The organism is Arthrobacter sp. K41, from assembly GCF_059089645.1.
In genome coordinates, this window is record NZ_JBNHEW010000001.1 from 418808 (window position 1) to 440823 (window position 22016).

The 22016-nt window shown below is 63.5% G+C and carries 23 protein-coding genes; 11 read left to right on the plus strand and 12 right to left on the minus strand.

The window, feature by feature from the left end; all coding sequences use genetic code 11:
- The first annotated feature begins 73 nt into the window (after nucleotides 1-73).
- Together AC5RTE_RS01955 and AC5RTE_RS01960 are read left to right on the plus strand one after the other, a co-directional pair.
- Nucleotides 74-1174, plus strand: coding sequence for a chitinase (locus AC5RTE_RS01955; RefSeq protein ID WP_494039721.1), 1101 nt, complete (start codon nucleotides 74-76; stop codon nucleotides 1172-1174).
- Between the two features lie 101 nt (nucleotides 1175-1275).
- Nucleotides 1276-1770 carry a hypothetical protein gene (locus tag AC5RTE_RS01960; RefSeq protein ID WP_494039722.1) on the plus strand — a complete coding sequence of 165 codons (495 nt, stop codon included), beginning with the start codon at nucleotides 1276-1278 and terminating at the stop codon, nucleotides 1768-1770.
- 62 nt (nucleotides 1771-1832) lie between these two features.
- Here the strand turns inward: AC5RTE_RS01960 and AC5RTE_RS01965 are convergent, their stop codons facing one another.
- Nucleotides 1833-2204 (minus strand): VOC family protein, encoded by a 372-nt coding sequence (locus AC5RTE_RS01965; RefSeq protein WP_494039723.1) that lies wholly within the window; start codon nucleotides 2202-2204, stop codon nucleotides 1833-1835.
- 97 nt (nucleotides 2205-2301) lie between these two features.
- Here AC5RTE_RS01965 and AC5RTE_RS01970 point away from each other — a divergent pair, with 97 nt between their 5' ends.
- Both AC5RTE_RS01970 and AC5RTE_RS01975 read left to right on the plus strand, forming a co-directional pair.
- Nucleotides 2302-2703, plus strand: coding sequence for a DUF3054 domain-containing protein (locus AC5RTE_RS01970; RefSeq protein ID WP_494039724.1), 402 nt, complete (start codon nucleotides 2302-2304; stop codon nucleotides 2701-2703).
- A gap of 121 nt (nucleotides 2704-2824) precedes the next feature.
- Entirely contained in the window at nucleotides 2825-3106 is a 282-nt protein-coding gene (locus AC5RTE_RS01975; RefSeq protein ID WP_494039725.1) for an Lrp/AsnC family transcriptional regulator, read from the plus strand.
- 6 nt (nucleotides 3107-3112) lie between these two features.
- Here AC5RTE_RS01975 and trpD read toward each other — a convergent pair whose 3' ends face one another.
- Nucleotides 3113-4171, minus strand: a complete 1059-nt coding sequence (trpD, locus tag AC5RTE_RS01980; RefSeq protein ID WP_494039726.1) for an anthranilate phosphoribosyltransferase — start codon at nucleotides 4169-4171, stop codon at nucleotides 3113-3115.
- 148 nt (nucleotides 4172-4319) lie between these two features.
- On the opposite strand from trpD, the gene ctaE reads away from it, so the two are divergent.
- The 4 genes from ctaE to qcrB all read left to right on the plus strand — a co-directional run bounded on the left by ctaE (nucleotide 4320) and on the right by qcrB (nucleotide 8657).
- Nucleotides 4320-4958 (plus strand): aa3-type cytochrome oxidase subunit III, encoded by a 639-nt coding sequence (gene ctaE / locus AC5RTE_RS01985; protein ID WP_494039727.1) that lies wholly within the window; start codon nucleotides 4320-4322, stop codon nucleotides 4956-4958.
- Between the two features lie 86 nt (nucleotides 4959-5044).
- Entirely contained in the window at nucleotides 5045-5833 is a 789-nt protein-coding gene (gene qcrC, locus AC5RTE_RS01990) for a cytochrome bc1 complex diheme cytochrome c subunit (RefSeq protein ID WP_494039728.1), read from the plus strand.
- A 102-nt stretch (nucleotides 5834-5935) separates the two neighbouring features.
- Nucleotides 5936-7009, plus strand: a complete 1074-nt coding sequence (gene qcrA / locus AC5RTE_RS01995; protein ID WP_494039729.1) for a cytochrome bc1 complex Rieske iron-sulfur subunit — start codon at nucleotides 5936-5938, stop codon at nucleotides 7007-7009.
- Entirely contained in the window at nucleotides 6987-8657 is a 1671-nt protein-coding gene (gene qcrB, locus AC5RTE_RS02000) for a cytochrome bc1 complex cytochrome b subunit (RefSeq protein ID WP_494039730.1), read from the plus strand. Before qcrA ends, qcrB begins: the two co-directional genes overlap by 23 nt.
- A gap of 127 nt (nucleotides 8658-8784) precedes the next feature.
- Here the strand turns inward: qcrB and AC5RTE_RS02005 are convergent, their stop codons facing one another.
- A complete protein-coding gene (locus AC5RTE_RS02005; protein WP_494039731.1) occupies nucleotides 8785-9555 on the minus strand; it encodes a GntR family transcriptional regulator in 771 nt (256 codons plus the stop codon).
- A gap of 165 nt (nucleotides 9556-9720) precedes the next feature.
- On the opposite strand from AC5RTE_RS02005, the gene AC5RTE_RS02010 reads away from it, so the two are divergent.
- Nucleotides 9721-10014: an HPr family phosphocarrier protein gene (locus AC5RTE_RS02010; RefSeq protein ID WP_494039732.1), complete on the plus strand. Its 294-nt coding sequence runs from the start codon at nucleotides 9721-9723 to the stop codon at nucleotides 10012-10014.
- A 115-nt stretch (nucleotides 10015-10129) separates the two neighbouring features.
- Here AC5RTE_RS02010 and AC5RTE_RS02015 read toward each other — a convergent pair whose 3' ends face one another.
- The 5 genes from AC5RTE_RS02015 to AC5RTE_RS02035 form a co-directional block, all read right to left on the minus strand.
- Nucleotides 10130-10531 carry a cytochrome c oxidase subunit 4 gene (locus tag AC5RTE_RS02015; protein ID WP_494039733.1) on the minus strand — a complete coding sequence of 134 codons (402 nt, stop codon included), beginning with the start codon at nucleotides 10529-10531 and terminating at the stop codon, nucleotides 10130-10132.
- On the minus strand, nucleotides 10528-12255 hold the full coding sequence (gene ctaD / locus AC5RTE_RS02020; RefSeq protein WP_494039734.1) for an aa3-type cytochrome oxidase subunit I: 1728 nt from the start codon (nucleotides 12253-12255) through the stop codon (nucleotides 10528-10530). The genes AC5RTE_RS02015 and ctaD overlap by 4 nt, the downstream gene beginning before the upstream one ends.
- A 10-nt stretch (nucleotides 12256-12265) precedes the next feature.
- A complete protein-coding gene (gene ctaC / locus AC5RTE_RS02025) occupies nucleotides 12266-13138 on the minus strand; it encodes an aa3-type cytochrome oxidase subunit II (RefSeq protein ID WP_494039735.1) in 873 nt (290 codons plus the stop codon).
- A gap of 185 nt (nucleotides 13139-13323) precedes the next feature.
- Nucleotides 13324-13713 carry a HesB/IscA family protein gene (locus AC5RTE_RS02030; protein ID WP_387554394.1) on the minus strand — a complete coding sequence of 130 codons (390 nt, stop codon included), beginning with the start codon at nucleotides 13711-13713 and terminating at the stop codon, nucleotides 13324-13326.
- Nucleotides 13714-13913: 200 nt separating this feature from the next.
- On the minus strand, nucleotides 13914-15353 hold the full coding sequence (locus AC5RTE_RS02035; protein WP_494039736.1) for a dipeptidase: 1440 nt from the start codon (nucleotides 15351-15353) through the stop codon (nucleotides 13914-13916).
- Between the two features lie 90 nt (nucleotides 15354-15443).
- On the opposite strand from AC5RTE_RS02035, the gene AC5RTE_RS02040 reads away from it, so the two are divergent.
- Complete coding sequence (locus AC5RTE_RS02040; RefSeq protein ID WP_494039737.1) at nucleotides 15444-16046, plus strand: DUF3043 domain-containing protein; 603 nt, start codon at nucleotides 15444-15446, stop codon at nucleotides 16044-16046.
- 132 nt (nucleotides 16047-16178) lie between these two features.
- Here the strand turns inward: AC5RTE_RS02040 and AC5RTE_RS02045 are convergent, their stop codons facing one another.
- Nucleotides 16179-17249: a quinone-dependent dihydroorotate dehydrogenase gene (locus AC5RTE_RS02045; RefSeq protein WP_494039738.1), complete on the minus strand. Its 1071-nt coding sequence runs from the start codon at nucleotides 17247-17249 to the stop codon at nucleotides 16179-16181.
- A 91-nt stretch (nucleotides 17250-17340) separates the two neighbouring features.
- Between AC5RTE_RS02045 and AC5RTE_RS02050 the strand changes: the two genes are divergently transcribed.
- Nucleotides 17341-18366: an alpha/beta hydrolase gene (locus AC5RTE_RS02050; protein ID WP_494039739.1), complete on the plus strand. Its 1026-nt coding sequence runs from the start codon at nucleotides 17341-17343 to the stop codon at nucleotides 18364-18366.
- 37 nt (nucleotides 18367-18403) lie between these two features.
- On the opposite strand, the gene AC5RTE_RS02055 is transcribed toward AC5RTE_RS02050, so the two are convergent.
- The 3 genes from AC5RTE_RS02055 to leuA form a co-directional block, all read right to left on the minus strand.
- Complete coding sequence (locus tag AC5RTE_RS02055; RefSeq protein WP_494039740.1) at nucleotides 18404-19246, minus strand: isoprenyl transferase; 843 nt, start codon at nucleotides 19244-19246, stop codon at nucleotides 18404-18406.
- 2 nt (nucleotides 19247-19248) lie between these two features.
- Nucleotides 19249-20001 (minus strand): DNA repair protein RecO, encoded by a 753-nt coding sequence (gene recO, locus AC5RTE_RS02060; RefSeq protein ID WP_494039741.1) that lies wholly within the window; start codon nucleotides 19999-20001, stop codon nucleotides 19249-19251.
- Nucleotides 20002-20103: 102 nt separating this feature from the next.
- Nucleotides 20104-21843 carry a 2-isopropylmalate synthase gene (leuA, locus tag AC5RTE_RS02065; protein ID WP_494039742.1) on the minus strand — a complete coding sequence of 580 codons (1740 nt, stop codon included), beginning with the start codon at nucleotides 21841-21843 and terminating at the stop codon, nucleotides 20104-20106.
- Nucleotides 21844-22016 lie beyond the last annotated feature (173 nt).

A 22016-nucleotide genomic window follows, 5' to 3' on the forward strand; every position in this document is an offset into this window, starting at 1 on the left:
AAAAGTTTCGCCTGGAATATAGTGAGCAACCTGTTATCCACGCTTCAGACGACCAGGAAGGTGGCATCGGAACATGCCTTCACTGACCTGGTTGGGCAGAAGCCTGGCCGTGCTTGCCGCCCTGCTGCCCCTTGCCGCCTGCGGCCCGGGGCAGCAGGGCGGCAATAGTCCGGGGGTGGAAGTCAACCGCGCAGAGCTGAATCCCAGGTGGTTCGGCGGATACCTCGACGTAACACTGGTTCCTCCCCTGCGCCTGCAGGACTCGCCCCCACAAGGACCCGTTACTGCCGTGTTGTCCTTTATCACCTCCCATCCGGACCGGCCCTGCGAACCCTCCTGGGGAGGCTCCTATGACCTTGAACAGGCAAAGGGCAAACTGGACCTCGACTCGCAGGTGGAGGCCTTCAGGAAGGCCGGCAACGACGTCGCTGTCTCCTTCGGCGGGCAACTCGGCACGGAGCTGGCGGTTGCCTGTGCTGACAGCGGCGCCCTGGTTGATGCCTACTCAGCGGTCATCGCCAGATACGGGCTGGACACAGTGGACCTCGACGTCGAGGGAAACGGCGCCGGCGATCCTGCCGCAGCCCAGCGGCGTGCAGCTGCCATGGCCCGCCTTCAATCGGAGCGCCCGGCTGACAACCCCTTGAAGGTGTGGCTGACCCTTCCCGTCTCCGCGGACGGTCTTACTGCCGCGGCGAAAGTCTCCGTGGAAACGATGCTCGAGGAAGGAGTTGAACTTGCCGGCGTAAACATCATGACCATGAACTTCGGGCCGCTCAAGCAGGGGCAAACCATGCTCGCTGCCTCAGTCAGCGCAGCCGAGGGAACCCACAGGACCCTGAAAACACTCTATGAGCAGGCGGGCACACCGCTGGACGATGCAGCCCTTTGGAACAGGATCGGGCTCACGCCGATGATTGGCCGCAATGACGTGGAAGGCCAGGTGTTTTCCCAGGAGGACGCCGAAGGGCTGAACGCTTTCGCGTTGGAGCGGGGTGTCGGACGCATGTCCATGTGGTCGCTGAACCGCGACACCGGCTGCGACCCGGGCAAGCAGGGGCAGACATCCGGCGCAGTATCCAATAACTGCAGCGGCCTTGACCAGGAGCCAGGCATGTTCGGGAAGGTGCTGGGGCACGCCTTCACTGACGCCGGGCCCGCGGGAGCCCAATAACTATGCGCTGGAAGGCGGTGCTGGCAGGCGGCGTGCTTTCTTCAGTCCTCACAGCGGCAGCCTGCGGGGGCCCTCCTCCCCTTGAGCCAGGTGAGGAGGTTGTGCCCAAGGTGTTCGTCACCGGCTATTCCTGGTACGACAACACTCCGGAAGGCTCACCCATCATCAGCCATCCGGTACTGCACAAAACGGCCGGTGGAACCGGAACCTACGAAGACCCGGTGACCATCGCCGTCGGTCACTCCCGCGAGACGGGCGAGAGCGTCCTCGACATCCCCGCCGGCACCCGGATCTACCTGCCCGATGTACGGCGGTATTTCATTGTGGAAGACACCTGCGGGGACGGCCCAACTCCCCAGGATGGTCCGTGCCACTCAGGGTCGGAGGACTATGACGGCGCGTCCCTCTGGATCGACATGTGGGTGGGCGGCGAGGGCGAAAGCGCTCCCTTCGTCCACCGCTGCATAACCGAAGCAACTGGCGTGCAGCCGGCCGTCCTCAACCCTGGCGAAAACTATGCCGTGGCCCCCGGGAAGGGCGTCCTTCACGATGGCAAATGCGACACCGGTTACGGCAGCGAGCTGGTCAGCCGGTAAAGCTGCCACCCATGTCAGTAACGAATGCAACGAAATCAGCCTCCGGATTCTCCGGGTGCCCGTTATCCTGCGGCCACCTGGCTGACGAGTCCCAGCGTGTTGCCCTCGCTGTCCCGGATGAATGCCATCCACTCGTCCGTACCAGCAGGACCAAGCACTCCGTCCGTGTGGCTGTAAATCACGCGGGGCGCGTCCACCACGTCCACTCCCCTGGCTGCCAACTGCTCCACAGAAGCCCGGACATCCGGAACCTGGAGGTAGAGAAGAGCCCTTGGGGCGCCTGGTTCCAGCAGCAGCCGCACGCCCTCGAGGTCGAAGAAGACCAGGCCGGGCGGGTCAAACACTGCGCTGGGCTGTACCCCAAGCAGTTCGGCATAGAACGCAGATGCCCTCCCGAGGTCTTCCGCGTACTGGGCCACCTGCAACAATCGCATGGTTTCGCCTCCCCTTCCCGGTTTGTCTATCCTGCTCAATCACGGAGGTAAGGACAAGGGGCGCACGGGCACAACCGCCGTTGCTAGGCTCGAAGGTATGACACCTCAGATCCAGCGGCCCATCCGCTCCTCTACAGGGCGGCAGGCAGCCGCCGCTGCCACCGCCGATGCTGTGCTGATAATGGTGTTTGCAGCCGTTGGCCGTGACGCGCACCAGCGCGGCGAGGTCTTGTCCGGTGTCCTGCTGACTGCCTGGCCGTTTTTGGCAGGGGCGGCCCTCGGATGGCTGGCCGTGAGGGCGTGGCGGAATCCGCTGTCCGTACGCCGGACCGGGGTGGCGGTCTGGTTGGGTGCCCTGGTGGGCGGCATGGTGCTCCGCCTGCTGACCGGCCAGACGGTAGTGCTGCCCTTCATCATCGTGGCGTTGCTGAGCCTGGGGCTCCTGCTGGTGGGATGGCGACTGGCGTGGGCCGGCGCAAAGCGGCTGAGGAGAGCCTGAAGAACTTCGCCTGAAGTGGTTGCGGGTCCGGCCGGCAGCGCGGCCGGATGTAATAGGCTGGCAGCACCCAAAAGCTTGCCGGGCTCTGCTACGGCGCAACAGATCCGGAAGGATTCATCTCGTGATCACCGCATTCGTTCTGATCAAGACTGACGCTGCCCGCATACCTGAAACAGCCGAGGAGATCTCAGCGATAGATGGCATCAGCGAGGTATATTCCGTCACCGGAGAGTGGGATTTGATTGCGGTGGCAAGGGTGCCCCGGCACGAGGACCTGGCGGACGTTATTGCAGACCGACTGTCCAAGGTGCCCGCGGTGGTGCACACGACAACGCACATAGCGTTCCGTGCCTACTCGCAGCACGACCTCGACGCAGCTTTCGCCCTGGGCTTCGAGCAGTAGCCGGATTCACCTGCGGGTCAGGGAAACCCATTTTTCCAGGACGGCCGCGGCGGCACCCGTCCCGACCGATTCCGATGCCCGGCTGAAGGCCCGTTGCATACGCTCAAGGAACGGACCGTCCGCACTGGTGTCGAAAGCCACGAGGCCCGCTGCAGCATTGAGGAGAACGGCGTCGCGGGCCGCCCCTTCCTTGCCTGCGAGGACTTCCCGTACGACGACGGCGTTGACCTGGGCGTCGCCGCCGCGCAACTGCTCGACGGTTGCCGGTTTGATGCCTAGGTCCGCGGGCGAGAACGTCAGCTCAGACACAGCGCCGTCGCGTATTTCCCACACGGTTGAAGGACCCGTGGTGGTCAGCTCATCGAGCCCGTCATTGCCGCGGAATACCAGGCCCCGGCTTCCCCGCTGGGCCAGGACGCCCGCTACCAGCGGCGCCATCCTCGCGTTGGCAACCCCTACCGCGGACGCCTGGACTTTGGCAGGGTTGGTCAGCGGGCCGAGGAAATTGAAGGCCGTCGGGATGGCCAGCTCCTTCCGCGGGACCGCGGTGTGCCGGAAGGACGGGTGGAAGACCTGCGCAAAGCAGAATGTAATTCCCGCCTCCTCCGCATTGCGCGCCACCTGTTCGATGGACAGGTCGAGGCGGACGCCCAAGGCTTCCAGCACATCAGCAGAACCGGACGACGACGACGCCGCACGGTTGCCGTGCTTGACCACCTTTGCTCCTGCTCCGGCAGCCACCAGCGCCGCCATGGTGGAGATGTTGACAGTGTTCAACTGGTCACCGCCGGTTCCGACAATGTCCAGCTTCTCGCCGGAAATGGAGACGGGGTTGGCGTGGGCAAGCATGGCCTCCACCAGGCCAGCGAGTTCCTCAACGGTTTCTCCCTTGGCACTGAGGGCAACCAGGAATCCTGCGATCTGTGCGGGCGTCGCCTCCCCGGACATGATGGTATCCATGGCCCAGGCGGTGCTGTCCGCCGTGAGGTCATTGCCTTTGATCAGTGCCGAGATCAGCCGGGGCCAGGTGTTGCCTGCCGATGCTGCGGATGCCTGTGAAGTCACCTGCTGATGCTATCGAGGGATGGCCGGGGCTGACCAATGTGAACGGGCGGCGGAACTTTTTGGTGCGATTTCGCGTCTTTGTAGAAAAAGTCCCCCGAAAAGGCGGTTTGCGTTGGGCAGCACGGAGTTTTGCAGACATAATGTCTATGTGACATCTGCGACCCATGCCCCCAGTTCCCCCGCGCACCCCACGCTGAACCGCCCCAATATGGTTTCCGTTGGAACCGTCGTGTGGCTCTCCAGCGAGTTGATGTTCTTCGCCGGTCTCTTCGCCATGTACTTCACCCTGCGCTCCACCAGCGGGGAAATGTGGGCGGCTGAGACGGCCAAGCTCAACTTCCCCTTTGCGCTCGCCAACACGATCGTCCTCGTGGCCAGTTCCTTCACGTGCCAGATGGGCGTCTTCGCCGCTGAGCGGCTGCAGCCGCGCCGTACCGGCGGGGTCTTCCAGTTCGCCCGCTGGGGCATGAACGAATGGTTCACCCTGACCTTCCTTATGGGGGCCTTCTTCGTCGCAGGCCAGGCCACGGAGTACGCGATGCTGGTTTCCGAGCACGTCTCGCTCTCCTCCAACGCCTACGGTTCAGCGTTCTACATGACCACAGGGTTCCACGGCCTCCACGTGATCGGTGGCCTGGTGGCCTTCCTGCTGATCATGGGCCGCTCCTTCGCCGCAAAGAAGTTCGGGCACTTCGAAGCAACGTCCGCGATTGTCACCTCGTACTACTGGCACTTTGTGGATGTCGTGTGGATCGGCCTCTTCCTGGTCATCTACGTACTCAAGTAGCCAACTTTGATTCTTTTTCTACAAGAGGCAGAATTTCAGGTATCGGCTCCAGGAGCCGGCGCAGGATCGAATAAAGGAACCACCACGTGAAGGCACTCTCGCAAAAGCGGCGTCACCCACTGGCAGCAATCGCGCTGCTTCTGATGGGGCTCCTCATCACTGGTGGGCTGTACGCCGTGGCCACCACCGTCAATGAGGCCAAAGCCTCCAGCACCACTTTCAGTGCAAATGACGCAGAAGAAGGCGGCAAGCTGTTCGCCGCCAACTGCGCCACCTGCCACGGCATGGGTGCCAGCGGTTCACCGGATGGCCCGTCCCTCGTTGGCGTGGGCGCCGCATCCGTTGATTTCCAGGTCGGAACGGGCCGCATGCCCATGCAGATGAACGGCCCCCAGGCGCTGGAGAAGCCCGTTCAGTTCAACGACGAGCAGATCCACCAGCTGGCAGCCTATGTTGCTTCCCTTGGTGCCGGCCCGGCAATTCCTGAAGAAGGCCTGCTTGACGAAAAGGGCGATGCAGCCGCAGGCGGGGAACTGTTCCGCACGAACTGCGCCATGTGCCACAACGCTGCCGCCGCAGGCGGCGCCCTGACCCGCGGCAAGTTCGCACCCGCCCTGGAAGACACCTCAGGCAAGCACATCTACGAGGCAATGGTCACCGGCCCGCAGAACATGCCGGTCTTCAGCGACTCCAACATCACGCCCGAAGGCAAGCGCGACATCATCACCTTCCTCAAGCAGATCGAAACCACCGGCTCCCCCGGCGGCGCTGAGCTGGGTTCACTTGGCCCCGTGGCCGAAGGACTCTTCGTTTGGGTTGCAGGCCTCGGTGTCATCATCGCCTTCACCATCTGGCTGACTTCCCGGACGTCCTAGGACCTCTGCGGACCACTGAACTACTTCTGCTGATCCGTCAGCAGTTTGATATTGGAAAACTAACCCGGCACCCGCCGGGACGAGAGAAGGATGAGGCGAATTATGGGCAACCATAGTGACGGCAGTCCGAACCACTCGGGCACCGTAGCTACGGCTGGTCAGAATGAGGTGGAGAAGTTCCAGGACCCTGGACTTCCTCCGCACCGTTTGCGCCTGGCTGACACGGACCCGAAGGCCGCAAAGCGGGCAGAACGGCAGGTCGCCTTACTATTTGGCATCTCTGTTGTTGGAACCCTGATCTTCCTGGTGGCGTACTTCGCCATTGATCTGGGTGGCTCAGAATCAACCATTGCCAACATCCGGCTCCAGAACATGCTGCTGGGCCTGGGCACCGCTTTCGCGATGCTTGGCATCGGTACCGGCATCGTGCACTGGGCCAAAGCCCTGATGCCGGATCACGAGGTCTCCGAATCGCGCCACGCGATCCGCTACGAAGAGGACCGCCAGGCGGCCGTCCGTATCGTGGATGACATCGTGGAAGAGACGGGCATCAAGCGCCGTCCGCTGATCCGGAACACCCTTCTGGGAGCCGTTGCCCTCGCGCCGCTGCCGGCGGTTGCCATTTTCGGCGACCTCGGACCCCGCCCGGACAACAAGCTCGCCCACACCATGTGGGCCCCTCAGGAAGGCAAGCTCAAGCGTCTTGCCCGTGACCCCGACGGAACGCCCATCAAGGCCTCCGACGTGACAATCGGCTCAGCCTTCCACGTCATCCCCGAGGGCTTGAACGAACTTCACGAGGGCAAGCTCAACGAGAAGGCGAAAGCCGTTGTGCTGCTCATGCGCCTGGATCCCGAGTCGCTCAACCCCTCAGAGGGCCGCGAAGACTGGGGCTACAACGGCATCGTTGCGTATTCCAAGATCTGCACCCACGTCGGTTGCCCGGTTGCTCTCTACGAGCAGCAGACGCACCACCTGCTGTGCCCGTGCCACCAGTCCACTTTTGACCTCACGCAAGAGTGCAAAGTGATCTTCGGCCCCGCCAGCCGTCCTCTCCCCCAGCTGCCTATCGCAGTTGATGACGAGGGCTACCTGGTCGCCACCAGCGACTTCAAAGAACCTGTAGGACCAAGTTACTGGGAGCGTGATATGCATGAGCGCAGCATCAACAGCTGAGCCCGCTTTCGTCGCCAAAACCAAGACAGGCCGGTTCACCGACTTCGTCGATACGCGTGTTGGCGGTTCCGGAATCCTTCGCGAATTCGGCCGCAAAGTCTTCCCCGACCACTGGTCCTTTATGTTCGGCGAAGTGGCACTCTACTCGTTCGTCATCCTGCTGCTTTCCGGCACCTTCCTGACGTTCTTCTTCGATCCGTCCATGGCGGAAACCCACTACGACGGTTCCTACGTCCCCCTCAAGGGCGTCGAAATGTCGGTGGCCTACAACTCGTCGCTGGACATCTCCTTTGATGTCCGCGGCGGCCTCTTCATGCGCCAGGTCCACCACTGGGCAGCGCTGCTGTTCGTTGCGTCCATCGCCGTGCACATGCTCAGGGTTTTCTTCACCGGAGCCTTCCGCAGGCCGCGCGAAATGAACTGGGTAGTGGGCAGCGTCCTGCTGATCCTGGCCATGGCTGCAGGCTTCACCGGCTACTCCCTCCCCGATGACCTGCTGTCCGGCAACGGCCTGCGCATCATCGACGGCGTGATCAAGTCCATCCCGATTGTCGGAACGTACATCTCCTTCTTCCTCTTTGGCGGGGAGTTCCCGGGTACTGCCATCATCGGCCGCCTGTACATGCTGCACATCCTGCTGGTGCCGGCGCTGATCCTGCTGATGATCGTCCTCCACCTCTTCATGGTGGTCGTCCACAAGCACACCCAGTACCCCGGCCCCGGACGCAACGACAACAACGTTGTCGGTTACCCGCTTGGCCCGGTCTACGCCGCGAAGGCCGGTGGATTCTTCTTCATCGTCTTTGGTGTCCTCGCCCTGATGGCCGGTTTCTTCACGATCAACCCGATCTGGAACTACGGTCCGTACGACCCCTCCCCCGTGTCCGCCGGAACCCAGCCCGACTGGTACATCGGCTTTGTTGACGGCGCCCTGCGCCTGATGCCGGGCACCCTGGGTAACTGGCAGGTTGAGCAGGTGTGGTTCGGCCACGTCTTCAGCTTCAACGTGCTGCTGCCCGCCCTTGTGCCGGCCGGCATCCTGTTCACGATTATGTTCATGTACCCGTGGATTGAGCGTTGGATCACCAAGGACGACCGTGAGCACCACGTACTTGACCGCCCCCGCAACGCCCCGACCCGCACCGCGATCGGCATGGCAGGGTTCGTCTGGTACTGCGTCATGTGGGCAGCAGCAGGGTCCGACCTCATCGCCACCCACTTCGGTGTTTCGCTCAACGATGTCACCTACTGGCTGCGGACGCTGTTCATCATCGGCCCGTTTATTGCCTTCTTCGTCACCAAGCGCGTAGCCCTCGCACTCCAGCGCAAGGACCGCGAGATCGCCCTCCACGGCCGCGAGACCGGGCGTATTGTCCGCCTCCCGCACGGCGAGTTCATCGAAGTCCATGCACCGCTGGATGAGTACAAGCGCTACAAGCTGGTGGGCTTCGAGTCACCGAACGTTCTTCCGGCAGTGCCGAACGAACACGGTGTGGTAACCCGCAAGGAGAAGCGCCGGGCGCTGCTCTCCAAGTGGTTCTTCGAGGACCGCGTTGCCCCGGCCACCCCCGCAGAGCTGGAAGCCGCCCACGGCCACGGCCACGCGGCAGTGGAAGCTCCCGAGGCAGCGAAGAGCCTGAGCCACTAGGCACTCTGCCCGTATCAACATGAAAGGCCCGGTCCAACAGGACCGGGCCTTTTGTGTTCCTGCTCGCCCGCCGGGCCTGACCGGCTGGCAGAAACAAAGGAACAGGGGCGCTGCAGGGCTTGGTTGGTCAGTGGTTACGGGACCGGCGCGCGCCCGGCCGCTGCAGCGGGACCCACAACTTGTACCGGTCCGCGCGGTAATACGAAACGGAATAGTCCACCATGGTGCGTGCAACAAAAGCATGCCGCTGGATCTTGAGCAGCGGTGAGGCTACTTCGACGTTGAGCAGCCGTGCCGTGGACGGAGACGCTGCGGTGGCCTCAATCATGTCCTCGCCCCATTCCATCACCAGGCCGTACTGTTCGCTTAGCACGTTGTACAGCGAGGTGGGCGGCTCTCCGTCCAGCAGACCAGGAACACGGTGGGCAGGGATGAAGTTTTCGTCCACGCTCATCGGTTCACCATCTGCCAGGAGCAGGCGCCGGAAGCGGACCAGAGGAGTACCCTCGTCCAGCTGGAGCTCGCGGGCCAGAAATGCACTGGCACCAATCTGTTCAAAGCTGAGTACTTTGGCTGCGGGAACCATGCCGCGGCGCTGCATCTCCTCGCTGTAGGAAGTCAGCTTCACCTGCAGGTCCAGCTTCGGCCTGCGAACGAAAGTGCCGAGACCCACTACTCGTTCAATGACCTCTTCACCGACCAGCGCGTCAATAGCCTGCCGCACAGTCATCCTGGCAAGCCCAAAGCGCTCCGCGAGGTCACGCTCCGAGGGCAGCGCAGAACCCGGCCGGCACGACTCGGCAATGTAGGTGCGCAGGATCTCGCGCAGCTGGACGTAGATGGCAGTGCCGCTGCTTCTGTCGATTTCACCGGCAATCGCCCCGGCGCTAGCTGCCACGGTGGGTCTCCCCTGGGTTCGAGTTCACTCTGCAATTTTAGGGCAGGTCTAGACCAGCTGATGCCCCGGGCCGCGCCTATTCGGGGATGGTGCTCCAGGCCCGCTATATTGGACAGGAAAATTTCGAAACCCGACGGATGGGGCCGTCATAAAGAAGGAGTCCCGTTGCCAACACACAAGGCTGTGGTAACAGCCACGATCGGGCTGCACGCGCGCCCGGCAGCTGTATTTGTCAGGGCGGTGGCCGCTACCGGGCTTCCTGTGACCATCACGAAGCCGGGAACCGGGGGCGTGGATGCCCGATCTCTCCTTCACGTGATGACTGCCGACTTTCTCCATGGCTGTGAAGTGGAGCTGGGAATTGATGATTCACTGCTCAGTGGCGCCCTGAGCGAGGAAAGGGCCAAGGAGGCCCTCCGGACGCTTGGCGAGCTGCTGGAGTCCCAGGGAGCAGAATAGGCGCACTTGCCGGTGACTAGCGGCCGCTGTTAGGTGCCGGAGGACCAGCGCAACGACAAGAACAACGACGACGGGCCCCACCAAAAGGTGGGGCCCGTCGTCGTTGTTCTTGTGCCTAGTGGGCGTGGTCGCCGCGGCTGTATTCGTAAACCCAGCCGATGAGTGCCACAACTGCCAGGCCGGCAGCGATGTAGACGATCCAGAAGCCTACCGCCAAGCCCAGGAAGCCTGTGGCGCAGGCCAGGCCGAGCACCAGCGGCCACCAGCTCCAGGGGCTGAAGTGCCCCTGTTCGCCGGCTCCCTCGTGGATTTCGGCGTCGCTGCGGTCCTCGGGACGCATACCGACGCGCTTCCCGGTGAAGCCGAGGTAGCCGCCGATCATGCCGGCAAGGCCGCCCACCAGGAGGATTCCCAGAATACCGACCCATTCACCCCAGTCGGTAAGGAAGCCGTAGATTACCGAGACCGGTACAAAGAAGAAGACTCCGGAACCAAAGATCCAAGATTCAATTTTCACTGTGCAGTGTCCTTCTGGTCGGCGTTACCGAGCATGGAGGCTGCGGGAGCCGGTGACTCGACGGTGTGGACCTGTCGAAGCTCGGGGTGGTGCAGGTCCAGGGCAGGGCGCTCGGACCGGATCCGGGGAAGCGACGTGAAGTTGTGCCGCGGCGGCGGGCAGGACGTGGCCCACTCCAGCGAGGCACCGAAGCCCCAGGGGTCGTCGACCTGCACCTTTTCGGCGCTGCGCCAGGTGATGTAAACGTTCCAGAAGAACGGAATCAGGGACGCTCCGAGGACAAAGGAGGCAACGGTGGAGAACTGGTTCATCCAGGTGAAGTTGTCCTCCACCAGGTAGTCGGCGTACCGGCGGGGCATACCCTCAACACCGAGCCAGTGCTGGATGAGGAAGGTGCCGTGGAAGCCCAGGAAGAGGAGCCAGAAGTGGATCTTGCCCAGGCGCTCGTTCAGCATCTTGCCGGTGAACTTGGGCCACCAGAAGTAGAAGCCGGCGAACATCGCGAACACCACGGTGCCGAACACCACGTAGTGGAAGTGCGCCACCACGAAGTAGGAGTCGGAGACGTGGAAGTCCAGCGGCGGGGAGGCCAGGATGATGCCGGTGAGGCCGCCGAAGAGGAACGTGATCAGGAACCCGAGGCTCCACAGCATGGGGGTTTCGAACGTCAGCGAACCGCGCCACATGGTGCCGATCCAGTTGAAGAACTTCACACCGGTGGGAACCGCGATGAGCATGGTCATGAACGCGAAGAACGGCAGCAGCACCGCGCCGGTGACGTACATGTGGTGCGCCCACACCGTCACGGACAGGGCTGCGATGGCGATCGTAGCGTAGACCAGGCCCTTGTAACCGAAGATCGGTTTGCGGCTGAACACCGGGAAGATCTCGGACACAATGCCGAAGAACGGCAGCGCGATGATGTACACCTCGGGGTGGCCGAAGAACCAGAACAGGTGCTGCCACAGGACGGCACCGCCGTTTTCCGGGTCGAAGATGTGGGCACCGAAGCGGCGGTCCGCGCCGAGGGCGAACAGTGCTGCTGCCAGCGGCGGGAAGGCCATGAGCACCAGGATGGCGGTGACCAAGGTGTTCCAGGTGAATATCGGCATCCGCCACATGGTCATGCCCGGGGCGCGCATGCAAATGATGGTGGTGATGAAGTTGACCGCACCCAGGATGGTTCCGAAGCCGGACAGTGCCAGGCCGAAGACCCACAGGTCCCCGCCGATGCCGGGGCTGAACGTGGTGTTGGACAGCGGCGCGTAGGCGAACCAGCCGAAGGAGGCAGCACCCTGGGGGGTGATGAAGCCGGACACGGCGATGGTGGAGCCGAAGAGAAAAAACCAGAAAGCCAGCGCGTTCAGCCGGGGGAAGGCAACGTCAGGCGCGCCGATCTGGAGCGGCATGATCACGTTGGCGAAACCCGCAAACAGCGGGGTGGCAAACATCAGCAGCATCACGGTGCCGTGCATCGTGAAGAGCTGGTTGTACTGCTCCTTGGTCTGCAGGATCTGCATCCCGGGTTCAAACAGTTCGGCGCGGATCAGCAGGGCCATCACGCCGCCAAGGCAGAAGAACACAAACGAAGCAATCAGGTACATGTACCCGATGGTTTTGTGGTCGGTGGAAGTGATCCAGTTGACGACGATGCGTCCCTTGGATTTGGGAACCACTGGAGCTGTGAGGACTCCGGTGGGTGCGGATTGAGTGTACGTAGCCACGTCGCTCCCCTTACTTAATTTCGTTCAGGTTCGGGTTGCGGTCGTACTCCACACCGAGGAGGCCCGTGTTGCCGGCAGCCTTAAGCTCATCCAGGTGTGCCTGGAATTCAGCTTCTGAAACCACCTTGACGCGGAACAGCATTTCCGAGTGGTATTCGCCGCAGAGCTCGGCGCACTTGCCGTCGTAGGTGCCCTCTTTAGTGGGGGTAAACCGGATGTAGTTGGTCTTGCCCGGGATCATGTCGCGCTTCTGGAGGAAGGCGGGAACCCAGAAGGAGTGGATCACGTCGCGTGAGTTGAGTTCCAGGTCAACGGACTTGTTGACGGGCAAGTACAGCGTAGGCAGCTGTTCCTTGTCGATCGCGTTGCCGGTCAGGTGCGCCTGGACGCCTGCCTCGTAGACGTCTTCTTCGATGACGTCGCCGGCCCTGTAGTTGAAGTCCCAGGCCCACTGCTTGCCACGGACATCGACAACGACGTCGGCAGGCTGTGACCGGTCATCAATGGCCTGCTGATCACGGTCGGTGAAGTAGAAGAACACCAGGACCATAAAGAGCGGAATGGTCAGGTAGAACACTTCCAGGGGAAGGTTGAAACTCGTCTGGCGCGGGAAGCCCACGGTGCCCTTGCGGCGCCTGTAGGCCACGAGGCACCAGACGATCAGGCCCCAGGTAATGATGCCCACGGCCAAGGCGGCGATCCATGAGTTGACCCAGAGGTCCATGATGCGGTCGCTGTTGCTGGTGGTGCCACGTTCTGTGGGCAGCCACCCTTTCTCTACCTCTGGCGAACATCCGGTCAAAACCAACGCGCCGGCAATTGCCAAGCCTGAGATCGTGGTGATCGTTTTGCGTCGGCTGCCGGTTCGGTTCTGCGAACTCACAGACGGCCCTTCCTACTTGTTGCTGTTGTCCGGGCAGCCATCGGCGCCGCGGGCACACTGAAAGTTTTACTACTCGGTGTAGAGCTTACCGCTCCCCCGGGCGTTTCGCCCACATGTCGGCGCCGTGCCTCCAACCGTGGTGAACGGCTGGAGGCACGGCGCCGGCATCGGGCGAAATAACCGGCTTAGTGGAAGGAGTCTCCACAGGCGCAGGAGCCGCCGGCGTTCGGGTTGTCAATGGTGAAACCCTGCTTCGAGATGGTGTCCTCGAAGTCGATGCTGGCACCACTGAGGTACGGAACGCTCATCTTGTCTACAACAACTTCGACGCCGTCGTAGTCACGGACAGCATCTCCGTCCAGGAGCCGCTCATCGAAGTAGAGCTGGTAGATCAGCCCTGAGCAGCCGCCAGGCTGCACGGCAACCCGGAGCCGAAGATCGGTGCGGCCTTCCTGCTCGAGAAGGCTGCGGACCTTGCCTGCTGCGACGTCGGTGAGGTTGACCTCATGAACGGGCAGTTCCTCACTGGGCGCGCTGGTGGTCTGGGTGCTGTTCTCATTGGTTGCGGTGCTCATTGGCCTACCTTCTTAGGATGGTCTGGCGGCTCCGCGGGAGCGGTGCCTGCCCCTACGGATACGGTATGGGCTATAGCTACATGCTACGCGGGGCGCACCCGTAGCTCTAACTCCTGACGTAACCACGGGAAGCCCTTCCTTGTTCCCGGGGAGCCGCACCGGGTGTCCGGGAGGCGGACCGCGGGAAGGGCCTGGGGCTCCTACAGTCCGGCGTTCAAACGGGACAGCAACAGCGCTTCGGCGAGGATGGCTTTTCGGAAGTCACCAAGGTGCAGCGACTCGTTCGCGCTGTGCGCCCTGGAGTCCGGGTCCTCGACACCCGTAACGAGGATCTGTACGTCCGGGTACAGCTCCGTGAGGTCGGCGATAAAAGGGATGGAACCACCAATACCCGTCTCCACCGCCTGGACGCCCCAGGCCTCCCCCAAGGCCCACATCGCGAGCCCGGCAGCGGCCGAAGAAGTATCCGTCTGGAACGGGTTGCCGCTCTCCCCCGGTGTGAAGGTCACCCTTGCGCCGAAGGGAGCGTGCGCCTCGACATGCCGCCGTACGGCCTCCATCGCTTCCTCGGGAAGCTGCCCCGGCGCCAGCCGGAGGCTGAACTTGGCCCGCGCCCTCGGCAGCAGCGTGTTTGAGGCTACGTCCACGGCAGGTGCGTCGAAACCAATAATGGACAGCGCCGGCTTGGTCCAAAGCCGGGAGGCGATGCTGCCCGAACCGGCGAGGCGGACGCCGTCGAGCACTGACGCGTCCGCGCGGTAGTCGGCCTCCGGAAACTCCACCGCCGCATTGTCGAAGGCGACCAGCCCCTGGATGGCAACATTCCCGTCGTCGTCATGGAGGGTGGCGATCAGGCGGGACAGGAGGGTGGGGGCGTCCAGGACAGGCCCGCCGAACATCCCTGAATGGACCGCGTGCTCCAGGACCTGGACTTCGATGGTCCCGTCCACCAGTCCGCGGAGGCTTGTTGTCAGCGCCGGAACGCCCACCTTCCAGTTGCTGGAGTCGGCAACGACGATGACGTCAGCACGAAGCAGTTCCCGGTGTGCCTCCAGGAATGGCCTGAACGTGGGAGAACCCGCTTCTTCCTCGCCTTCGAAGAAGAAGGTCACACCAAGGCCCAGGCCGTCGCCCAGTACCTCGGAGGCGGCGGCGTAAGCAGCGATGTGGGCCATGATGCCGGCCTTGTCATCGGCCGCCCCGCGACCGTAGAGACGGCCGTCCTTTTCAACGGCGGTGAAAGGTGCCGTCTCCCACAGCCCCTCGTCTCCCGCGGGCTGGACGTCGTGGTGTGCGTACAGCAGGATGGTCGGCTTGCCTTCCGCGGCCGGCCGACGGGCGACGACGGCGGGGCCGCCGGGCGTGCCGTCCGGCTTGTCGCAGGCCAGGATCTGCACTTCCTCAAGTCCGGTCGCGCGCAGGAGTTCTGCTACGGCTTCGGCGCTGCGTTCGAGCGGCGACCGGTCAAAGCTTGGCCAGGCGATGCCGGGTATCGCAACCAGTTCCTTGAGGCGGGCAAGGGTGGCGGTAAACGAGCGGTCGATGGCCGCCCGAAGGTCTGCCGTGCCGGGGTTGGGGTTCAGGCCCAAAGGTGTGGGGCCATCAATGTTGTCGGGGGTGGCCGTTGCAGGTGAAGTCATGGAAAAAACATTACTCTCGTCACATTCTGCTTACGGGAGCCCTCGCCGGGGTCAAGAGGGCCGAGCCGCCCCGCAAGGTATTCTGGTCTGGTGTTCGGACGTAAAAAGGAAGCGCCTACGGCGCAGGAAATATCAGACCAGCAGGCAGCGGAAGTTGCCGCCCGGCAGAACGGCATAGCCGGTAAGGGAGCCCCCACCCCAAGGCGGAAGGCCCAGGAGGCTGCGCGCAAGCGCCCGTTGGTTCCGGAGGACCGCAAAGCGTCAAAGGCCGCCGAGCGCCAGGTGATCCAGGACCAGCGGCTTAGAATGCGCCAGGCGCTGGACACGGGGGACGAAAAGTTCCTGCCGCTGCGCGACAAGGGCCCCCAGAAGCGCTTTACCCGTGACTATGTGGATGCCCGGTTCAGCCTCGGGGAATACCTGATGTTCGGCGCCCTGGTATTTGTCCTGGTGTCCCTGGTGGTGCCAGCGTCCAGTGACCTGATGATTTATGTTCTGGGCGGTTTCTGGGTGATGTTCCTGGCCGTCTTCGTTGACGTCTTTATCCTGTCCCGCAAGCTCCGCAAGCGGTTGACCGAAAAGTTCGGCGAGGTGGAACGCGGCACCGTCTGGTACGGCTCCATGCGCTCCCTGCAGTTCCGGAAGCTGCGGCTGCCCAAGCCCCAGGTTAAGCGCGGACAGTACCCGGCCTGACCTTCCTCCTGCGTCCCCCTACAACAGACAAAGAAACCCCGGCAGACTTTCCGCCGGGGTTTCCTTGCAACTGGGCAGGGTTGGGAATGCCGGTCTGTGGTGCCGCCACAGCCACAGAAGCGGATCTGCGCCCTACAGGCGCCGGTTCTTTGCCAGCTGCCGGTTGATGCGGGCCGCCCAGAACGGTCCTTCGTAGAGGAAGGCCGTGTAGCCCTGGACCAGCGTTGCTCCGGCATCCAGCCGGTCCTGGACGTCCTGTGCCGTTTCCACGCCGCCCACGGCCACCAGGGTCAGGGCGTCGCCGGTGACCTGCTTGAGCCTTCGAAGCACTTCAAGGGAGCGGTGTTTGAGTGGAGCGCCCGAAAGCCCGCCCGCGCCGCATTTTTCCACCTGTTCGGCCGGGGAAGCCAGGCCCGTCCGGGCGATGGTGGTGTTCGTGGCGATAATGCCGTCCAGTTTGAGGTCGAGGGCAAGCCGAGCGACGTCGTCGATGTCCTCGTCGCTCAGGTCCGGGGCGATCTTCACCAGCAGCGGAACGTGGCGGCCTGCTGCCCGGTCGGCTTCCCGGCCGACGGCGGTCAGCAGCGGCCGGAGGCTTTCCACGTCCTGCAGGAGACGAAGGCCGGGGGTGTTGGGGGAGCTGACGTTGACCACGAGGTAGTCCGCGGCGGGCGCAAGGCTGCGTGCGCTTACCAGGTAGTCCTCAACGGCATCTTCAAGTTCAACCGACTTCGTCTTGCCGATGTTAACGCCGATGATGGGGCGCACCGACGGGTGCCTGCGCTGAAGCCCCGCACGGGCTGCCTTGAGGCGCGGGGCAACGGCGGTGGCGCCGTCGTTATTAAATCCCATCCTGTTAATAACGGCCCGGTCCTGTACCAGGCGGAAGAGCCGCGGCTTTTCATTGCCCGGCTGGGCCTGCCCGGTAATGGTGCCCACCTCTATATGCCCAAACCCGAGTTGGCTCAGTGCTTCTATGCCGTGGCCTTCCTTATCGAAACCTGCAGCAAGGCCGAACGGCGAGGGAAAAGTCAGGCCGAAGGCCGTCGTCTGAAGCGACGGTGCGGGCGCCGTCAAATTCTCCAGGGCGCGGCCTGCACCGGAGCGATGCGCCAGCCTGATGGCCTTGAAGCCAATGTTGTGGGCGCGCTCGGCGTCCATCCATGAAAAGGCCAGGCGGAAGAATGTGGGATAAACGCGCATGCCTCCAGTCTTCCGCCTCGGCTGGCCCAGACCAAAATGGGTGAAGACCAAAACTGCGCGGACTGCTCCAGCAACGGAATAGCATAAAGCCATGGAATGGCAGCGGGACATCCTGGGTGAAGGATTCGAGTCCCAGGCCTTCACCGCCGCAGGAGCTGACGGTGTGGAGCGTACCGCCACCTTGGTCCGGTTCCGCCCTGCCGCGGTCGAAGTCCTCCCCCCGCCCGGGCACCGCAGGGCAGTCCTCTTCCTGCACGGCTGGAGTGACTATTTCTTCAACGTGGACTTTGCGCGCTTCTGGTCCTCGGCCGGCTACGACTTCTTTGCCCTGGACATGCATAACCACGGCCGGAGCCTGCGCCCCCAATTTCCGGGCGGCTACGTTTCGAACCTCGCCGACTATGATGCCGAAATCGACATGGCCTGCCACCTCATCCGCCAGGAAGGTGTTACCCGGCCGCTGACCCTGGTGGGGCATTCAACGGGAGGGCTGGTGGCGGCGCTGTGGGCCAGCGGGCATCCCGGAGCGGTGTCCCAACTTATCCTGAACAGTCCGTGGCTGGAGATGCACGGAAGCGCCCTGGTTCGGCGCGCTGCCTCAGGAATGGTGGGACCGGTGGCCCGGTTCCGGCCGGAGGCTGTTTTGAGGCTTCCCGAGCGGGGTTTTTACTGGCGCACTATCAGCAGTTCGGCGGACGGGGAATGGGTGCTGGATGAACGGTATCGCCCCCCGATGGCGTTCCCGGTGCGCGCGGGGTGGCTCAGCGCCGTGCTGTCCGGGCACACCAGGGTGGCCCGCGGCCTCAATATCGAAGTTCCCATCCTGGTGCTCCTGTCCCGGGGAAGCGCGAACGGCCTCTTCTGGTCCGAAGAGATGCGGCGCACGGACGCCGTCCTTGACGTCAACGTCATTGCTGCCCGTGCCCTCACCCTCGGGCGCACAGTGACGATCGAACGTATCGAGGGTGCACTGCACGATGTGTTCCTCTCCCCCACCGCCGTGCGCGCTGACGCCTATGCGCGGCTGGCGCGCTGGCTGCGTGCGTACGGGGACCAGGCGGACGGGTACCCGGCGGACGAAAACCCGGCAACGGGAGACATGCCGCAGCAGCCGTGACGGCGTGACGTGCCTGCCGGGCTATCCTGGTGGCCGGCTACGCGGCCGGGCCTTCCCCGTCAGCAGGTTTCGCCGCATCCACTGCCCCGCCATACCGGCGGTCGCGCCGGGCGTACTCTTCCACCGCGGCCCACAGCGTCCGGCGGTCGACGTCGGGCCACAGGGTGTCCATAAACACGAACTCGGCGTAGGCGGACTGCCAGAGCAGGAAGTTGGACAGCCGCTGCTCCCCGGAGCTGCGCAGGAAGAGGTCCACGTCCGGGAGGTCCGGCTCGTCAAGGTATTTCTGGATGGTGCGTTCGGTGATGGCGCCCGGCTTGAGCTTTCCGGCGGCCACCTCGGCGGCGATGGCCGACACGGCGTCCGTGATTTCGGCGCGGCCGCCGTAATTAACACACATGGTCAACGTGCAGGTGCTATTGCCGGCGGTGAAATTTTCAGCCTCTTCGAGTTCGCGGATGACCGAGCCCCAGAGCCGGGGCCGGCGGCCGGCCCACCTGACGCGCACGCCCCATTCATCAAGCTGGTTCCGCTGCCTCCGCAGCACATCCTTGTTAAAACCCATGAGGAACCGCACTTCCTCCGGGGAGCGCCGCCAGTTCTCGGTGGAAAAGGCATAGACACTGACGTACTCAATGCCCAGCTCGATAGCCCCTGCCATGACGTCCAGCAGGGCGGGCTCGCCGGCCTTGTGGCCTTCGATCCGCGGCAGCCCGCGCTGGTTGGCCCACCGGCCGTTGCCGTCCATCACGATGGCAACATGCCGGGGTATGAACTCGGCCGGAATCGAAGGTGCCAGCGCCCCGGAGGGGTGCGGGTAGGGGGCAACCACCGGGTGGCTCCGCTTTGGGGGTGCGTTGTTCTTTTTTCCCAGGGCCACTGTCAGCTGCGCTCCACATGTTTGAGGGACTTCAATACTCGTTCAAGATGCCATTGCAGGTAGGCGGCCACCAAACCGGCCGCTTCCCTGCGGTGCACGGGCATGGAGCCGTCGGCGGTACCCCAGTCTCCCGTCAGCAGCGCTGCGAGCAGGACTACTGTTTCCGGCGCCGGTGCCGGTGACCCCGGCGGCCTGCATCCGCCGCAGACCATGCCGCCCACGGGAGCGGAAAAGGCGCTGTGCGGACCCGGCAGGCCGCAGCGGGCGCAGTCGGTGAAGCTCGGCGCCCAACCGCCGGTAGCGAGTGCCCGCAAGAGGTATGAATCCAGGATCAGCCCGGCTGCATGTTCGTTCCGGCTCAGTGACGCCAGGGCGCCGACCAGCAGGTTGTACTGCGCGGTGCCGGACTCACAGTCCACGTCTGTCAGTTTTTCCGCGGTCTCCGTCATTGCGGCAGCGACCGTGTAGCGGCCGTAGTCCGCGGCAATGCTTCCACCGTAGGCACCCTTGGCCACCGCCTGGGTCACTATGTCCAGGGTCTTTCCGGACACAAGCTGCAGGTCCGCCACCATAAAGGGCTCAAGGCGGGCGCCGAAGCGGCTGCTGGTGCGCCGGACTCCTTTCGCAACCGCCCGGACCTGGCCGTGATGCTTGGTCAGCAGCGTGATGATGCGGTCCGCCTCACCCAGCTTGTGGGTACGGAGCACGACGGCGTCGTCCCGGTACGCGCGGGAAGCGAAAGAGTGTTGGGCCACGCCTTTATCTTCCCATCTTTGGGGATACTGCCCTTCCGGCGTTCCCGGGCGGAGCGCACGTGTGGCGCCGGGAAGTCCCGACGGCACACGTGCGCCGGCAGGTCAGGCCTGGGCGTCCCGAATGGCGCGGTTCACGGCAGAAATAACTGCCTTCAGGGAAGACATGCTGGTGTTGGCGTCGATGCCGACGCCCCACAACACGCGCTCTCCCACCGCGCACTCCACGTACGCGGCCGCCATCGCGTTGCCGCCTTCGGAAAGGGCGTGCTCGCTGTAATCCAGCACGCGAACATCCACGCCGTCCTCGCGGAGGATGCTCAGCAGTGCGGCGATGGGGCCGTTGCCAGTGCCGGTCCGGCGGACCTGGACACCGTCCACGGTGAGGGATGCGTGAAGGGTCATGCCGCCGTCGTTATCCGTCTCGGTGCTGACGGAGCCGAGGGAGTAACGGCCCCATTGTCCGTCCGTCTTGCCGGAGGGCAGGTACTCGTCCTGGAAGACCTGCCACAGCTGGGCTCCGCTGACTTCGCCGCCTACCGTGTCAGTACGCTTCTGGATGACGCCGGAGAATTCAATCTGCGCCCGGCGCGGGAGGTCCAGGCTGTGTTCGTTCTTGAGCAGGTAGGCAACTCCGCCCTTGCCGGACTGCGAGTTGACCCGGATAACCGCTTCGTAGCTGCGGCCGAGGTCCTTGGGATCAACCGGCAGGTACGGTACCTGCCAGGTGAAGTCGGAAACATTCTTGCCTGCGGCCGCCGCGTCCCGCTCGAGGGCCTCGAAGCCTTTCTTGATGGCGTCCTGGTGCGAGCCAGAGAACGCCGTGAACACAAGGTCGCCGCCATAGGGTGAACGTTCGGCCACGGGCAGCTGGTTGCAGTACTCGACGGTCCGGCGGATGTCGTCGATGTTGGAAAAGTCGATCATGGGGTCGATGCCCTGCACAAAGAGGTTCAGGCCCAGGGTGACCAGGTCAACGTTGCCGGTCCGCTCACCGTTGCCGAAAAGGCAGCCCTCGATCCGGTCTGCTCCGGCCATGTAGCCCAACTCGGCAGCGGCAACACCCGTTCCGCGGTCATTGTGGGGGTGCAGGGACAGGATGATGCCTTCACGGGGGTGCAGGTGGCGGCTCATCCACTCAATTGAGTCTGCGTAAACGTTGGGAGTGGCCATTTCCACCGTGGCGGGGAGGTTGATGATGACCTGGCGGTCCGCGGAAGCCTCGAAGACGTCCGCGACGGCGTTGCAGACCCGTGCTGCGTATTCGAGTTCAGTGCCTGTGAAGGACTCCGGAGAGTACTCATAGGTCACATGGGTGTCCACGAGGGTTTCTTCGTACTTCTTGCACAGCCGTGCGCCCTGGAGCGCGATGTCCAGGATTCCGTCCTCATCCTGGTTGAAGACCACGCGGCGCTGCAGCACTGAAGTGGAGTTGTAGAGGTGCACGATGGCCTGCTTGGCGCCTACCAGGGACTCGTACGTGCGCTCAATCAGGTGCTCGCGTGCCTGGGTCAGGACCTGGATGGTGACGTCGTCCGGAATGTGGTTGCCCTCGATGAGCTGGCGGACAAAGTCGAAGTCCGTCTGGGATGCAGAGGGGAAACCCACCTCGATCTCCTTGTAGCCCATGCGGACCAGCAGATCGAACATTTTCATCTTGCGCGCCGGGCTCATGGGATCAATCAGCGCCTGGTTGCCGTCACGAAGGTCCACAGCGCACCAGCGCGGGGCCTTGGTGATCACTTTGTCCGGCCAGGTGCGGTCCGGCAGCTCAACTTTGATCTGGTCCTGGAACGGCGTGTAGCGGTGGGCGGGCATTCCGGAGGGCTTCTGTGCGTTTCGCATTACTATCGGGCCTTTTCTGTGGTTCTTCTGTGAAAGGGTGGCCGGGCAACACAAACTCCGCAGCGAGGGTGGGCCTTGCGCTAGATCGCGTCTGAGGCCTCGCCGCGGCAGCTAAGAAGGAGAAGCTCTGCACGCACCATTTGAGAGTAACACGGGTGCGTAAGATGAAAGGG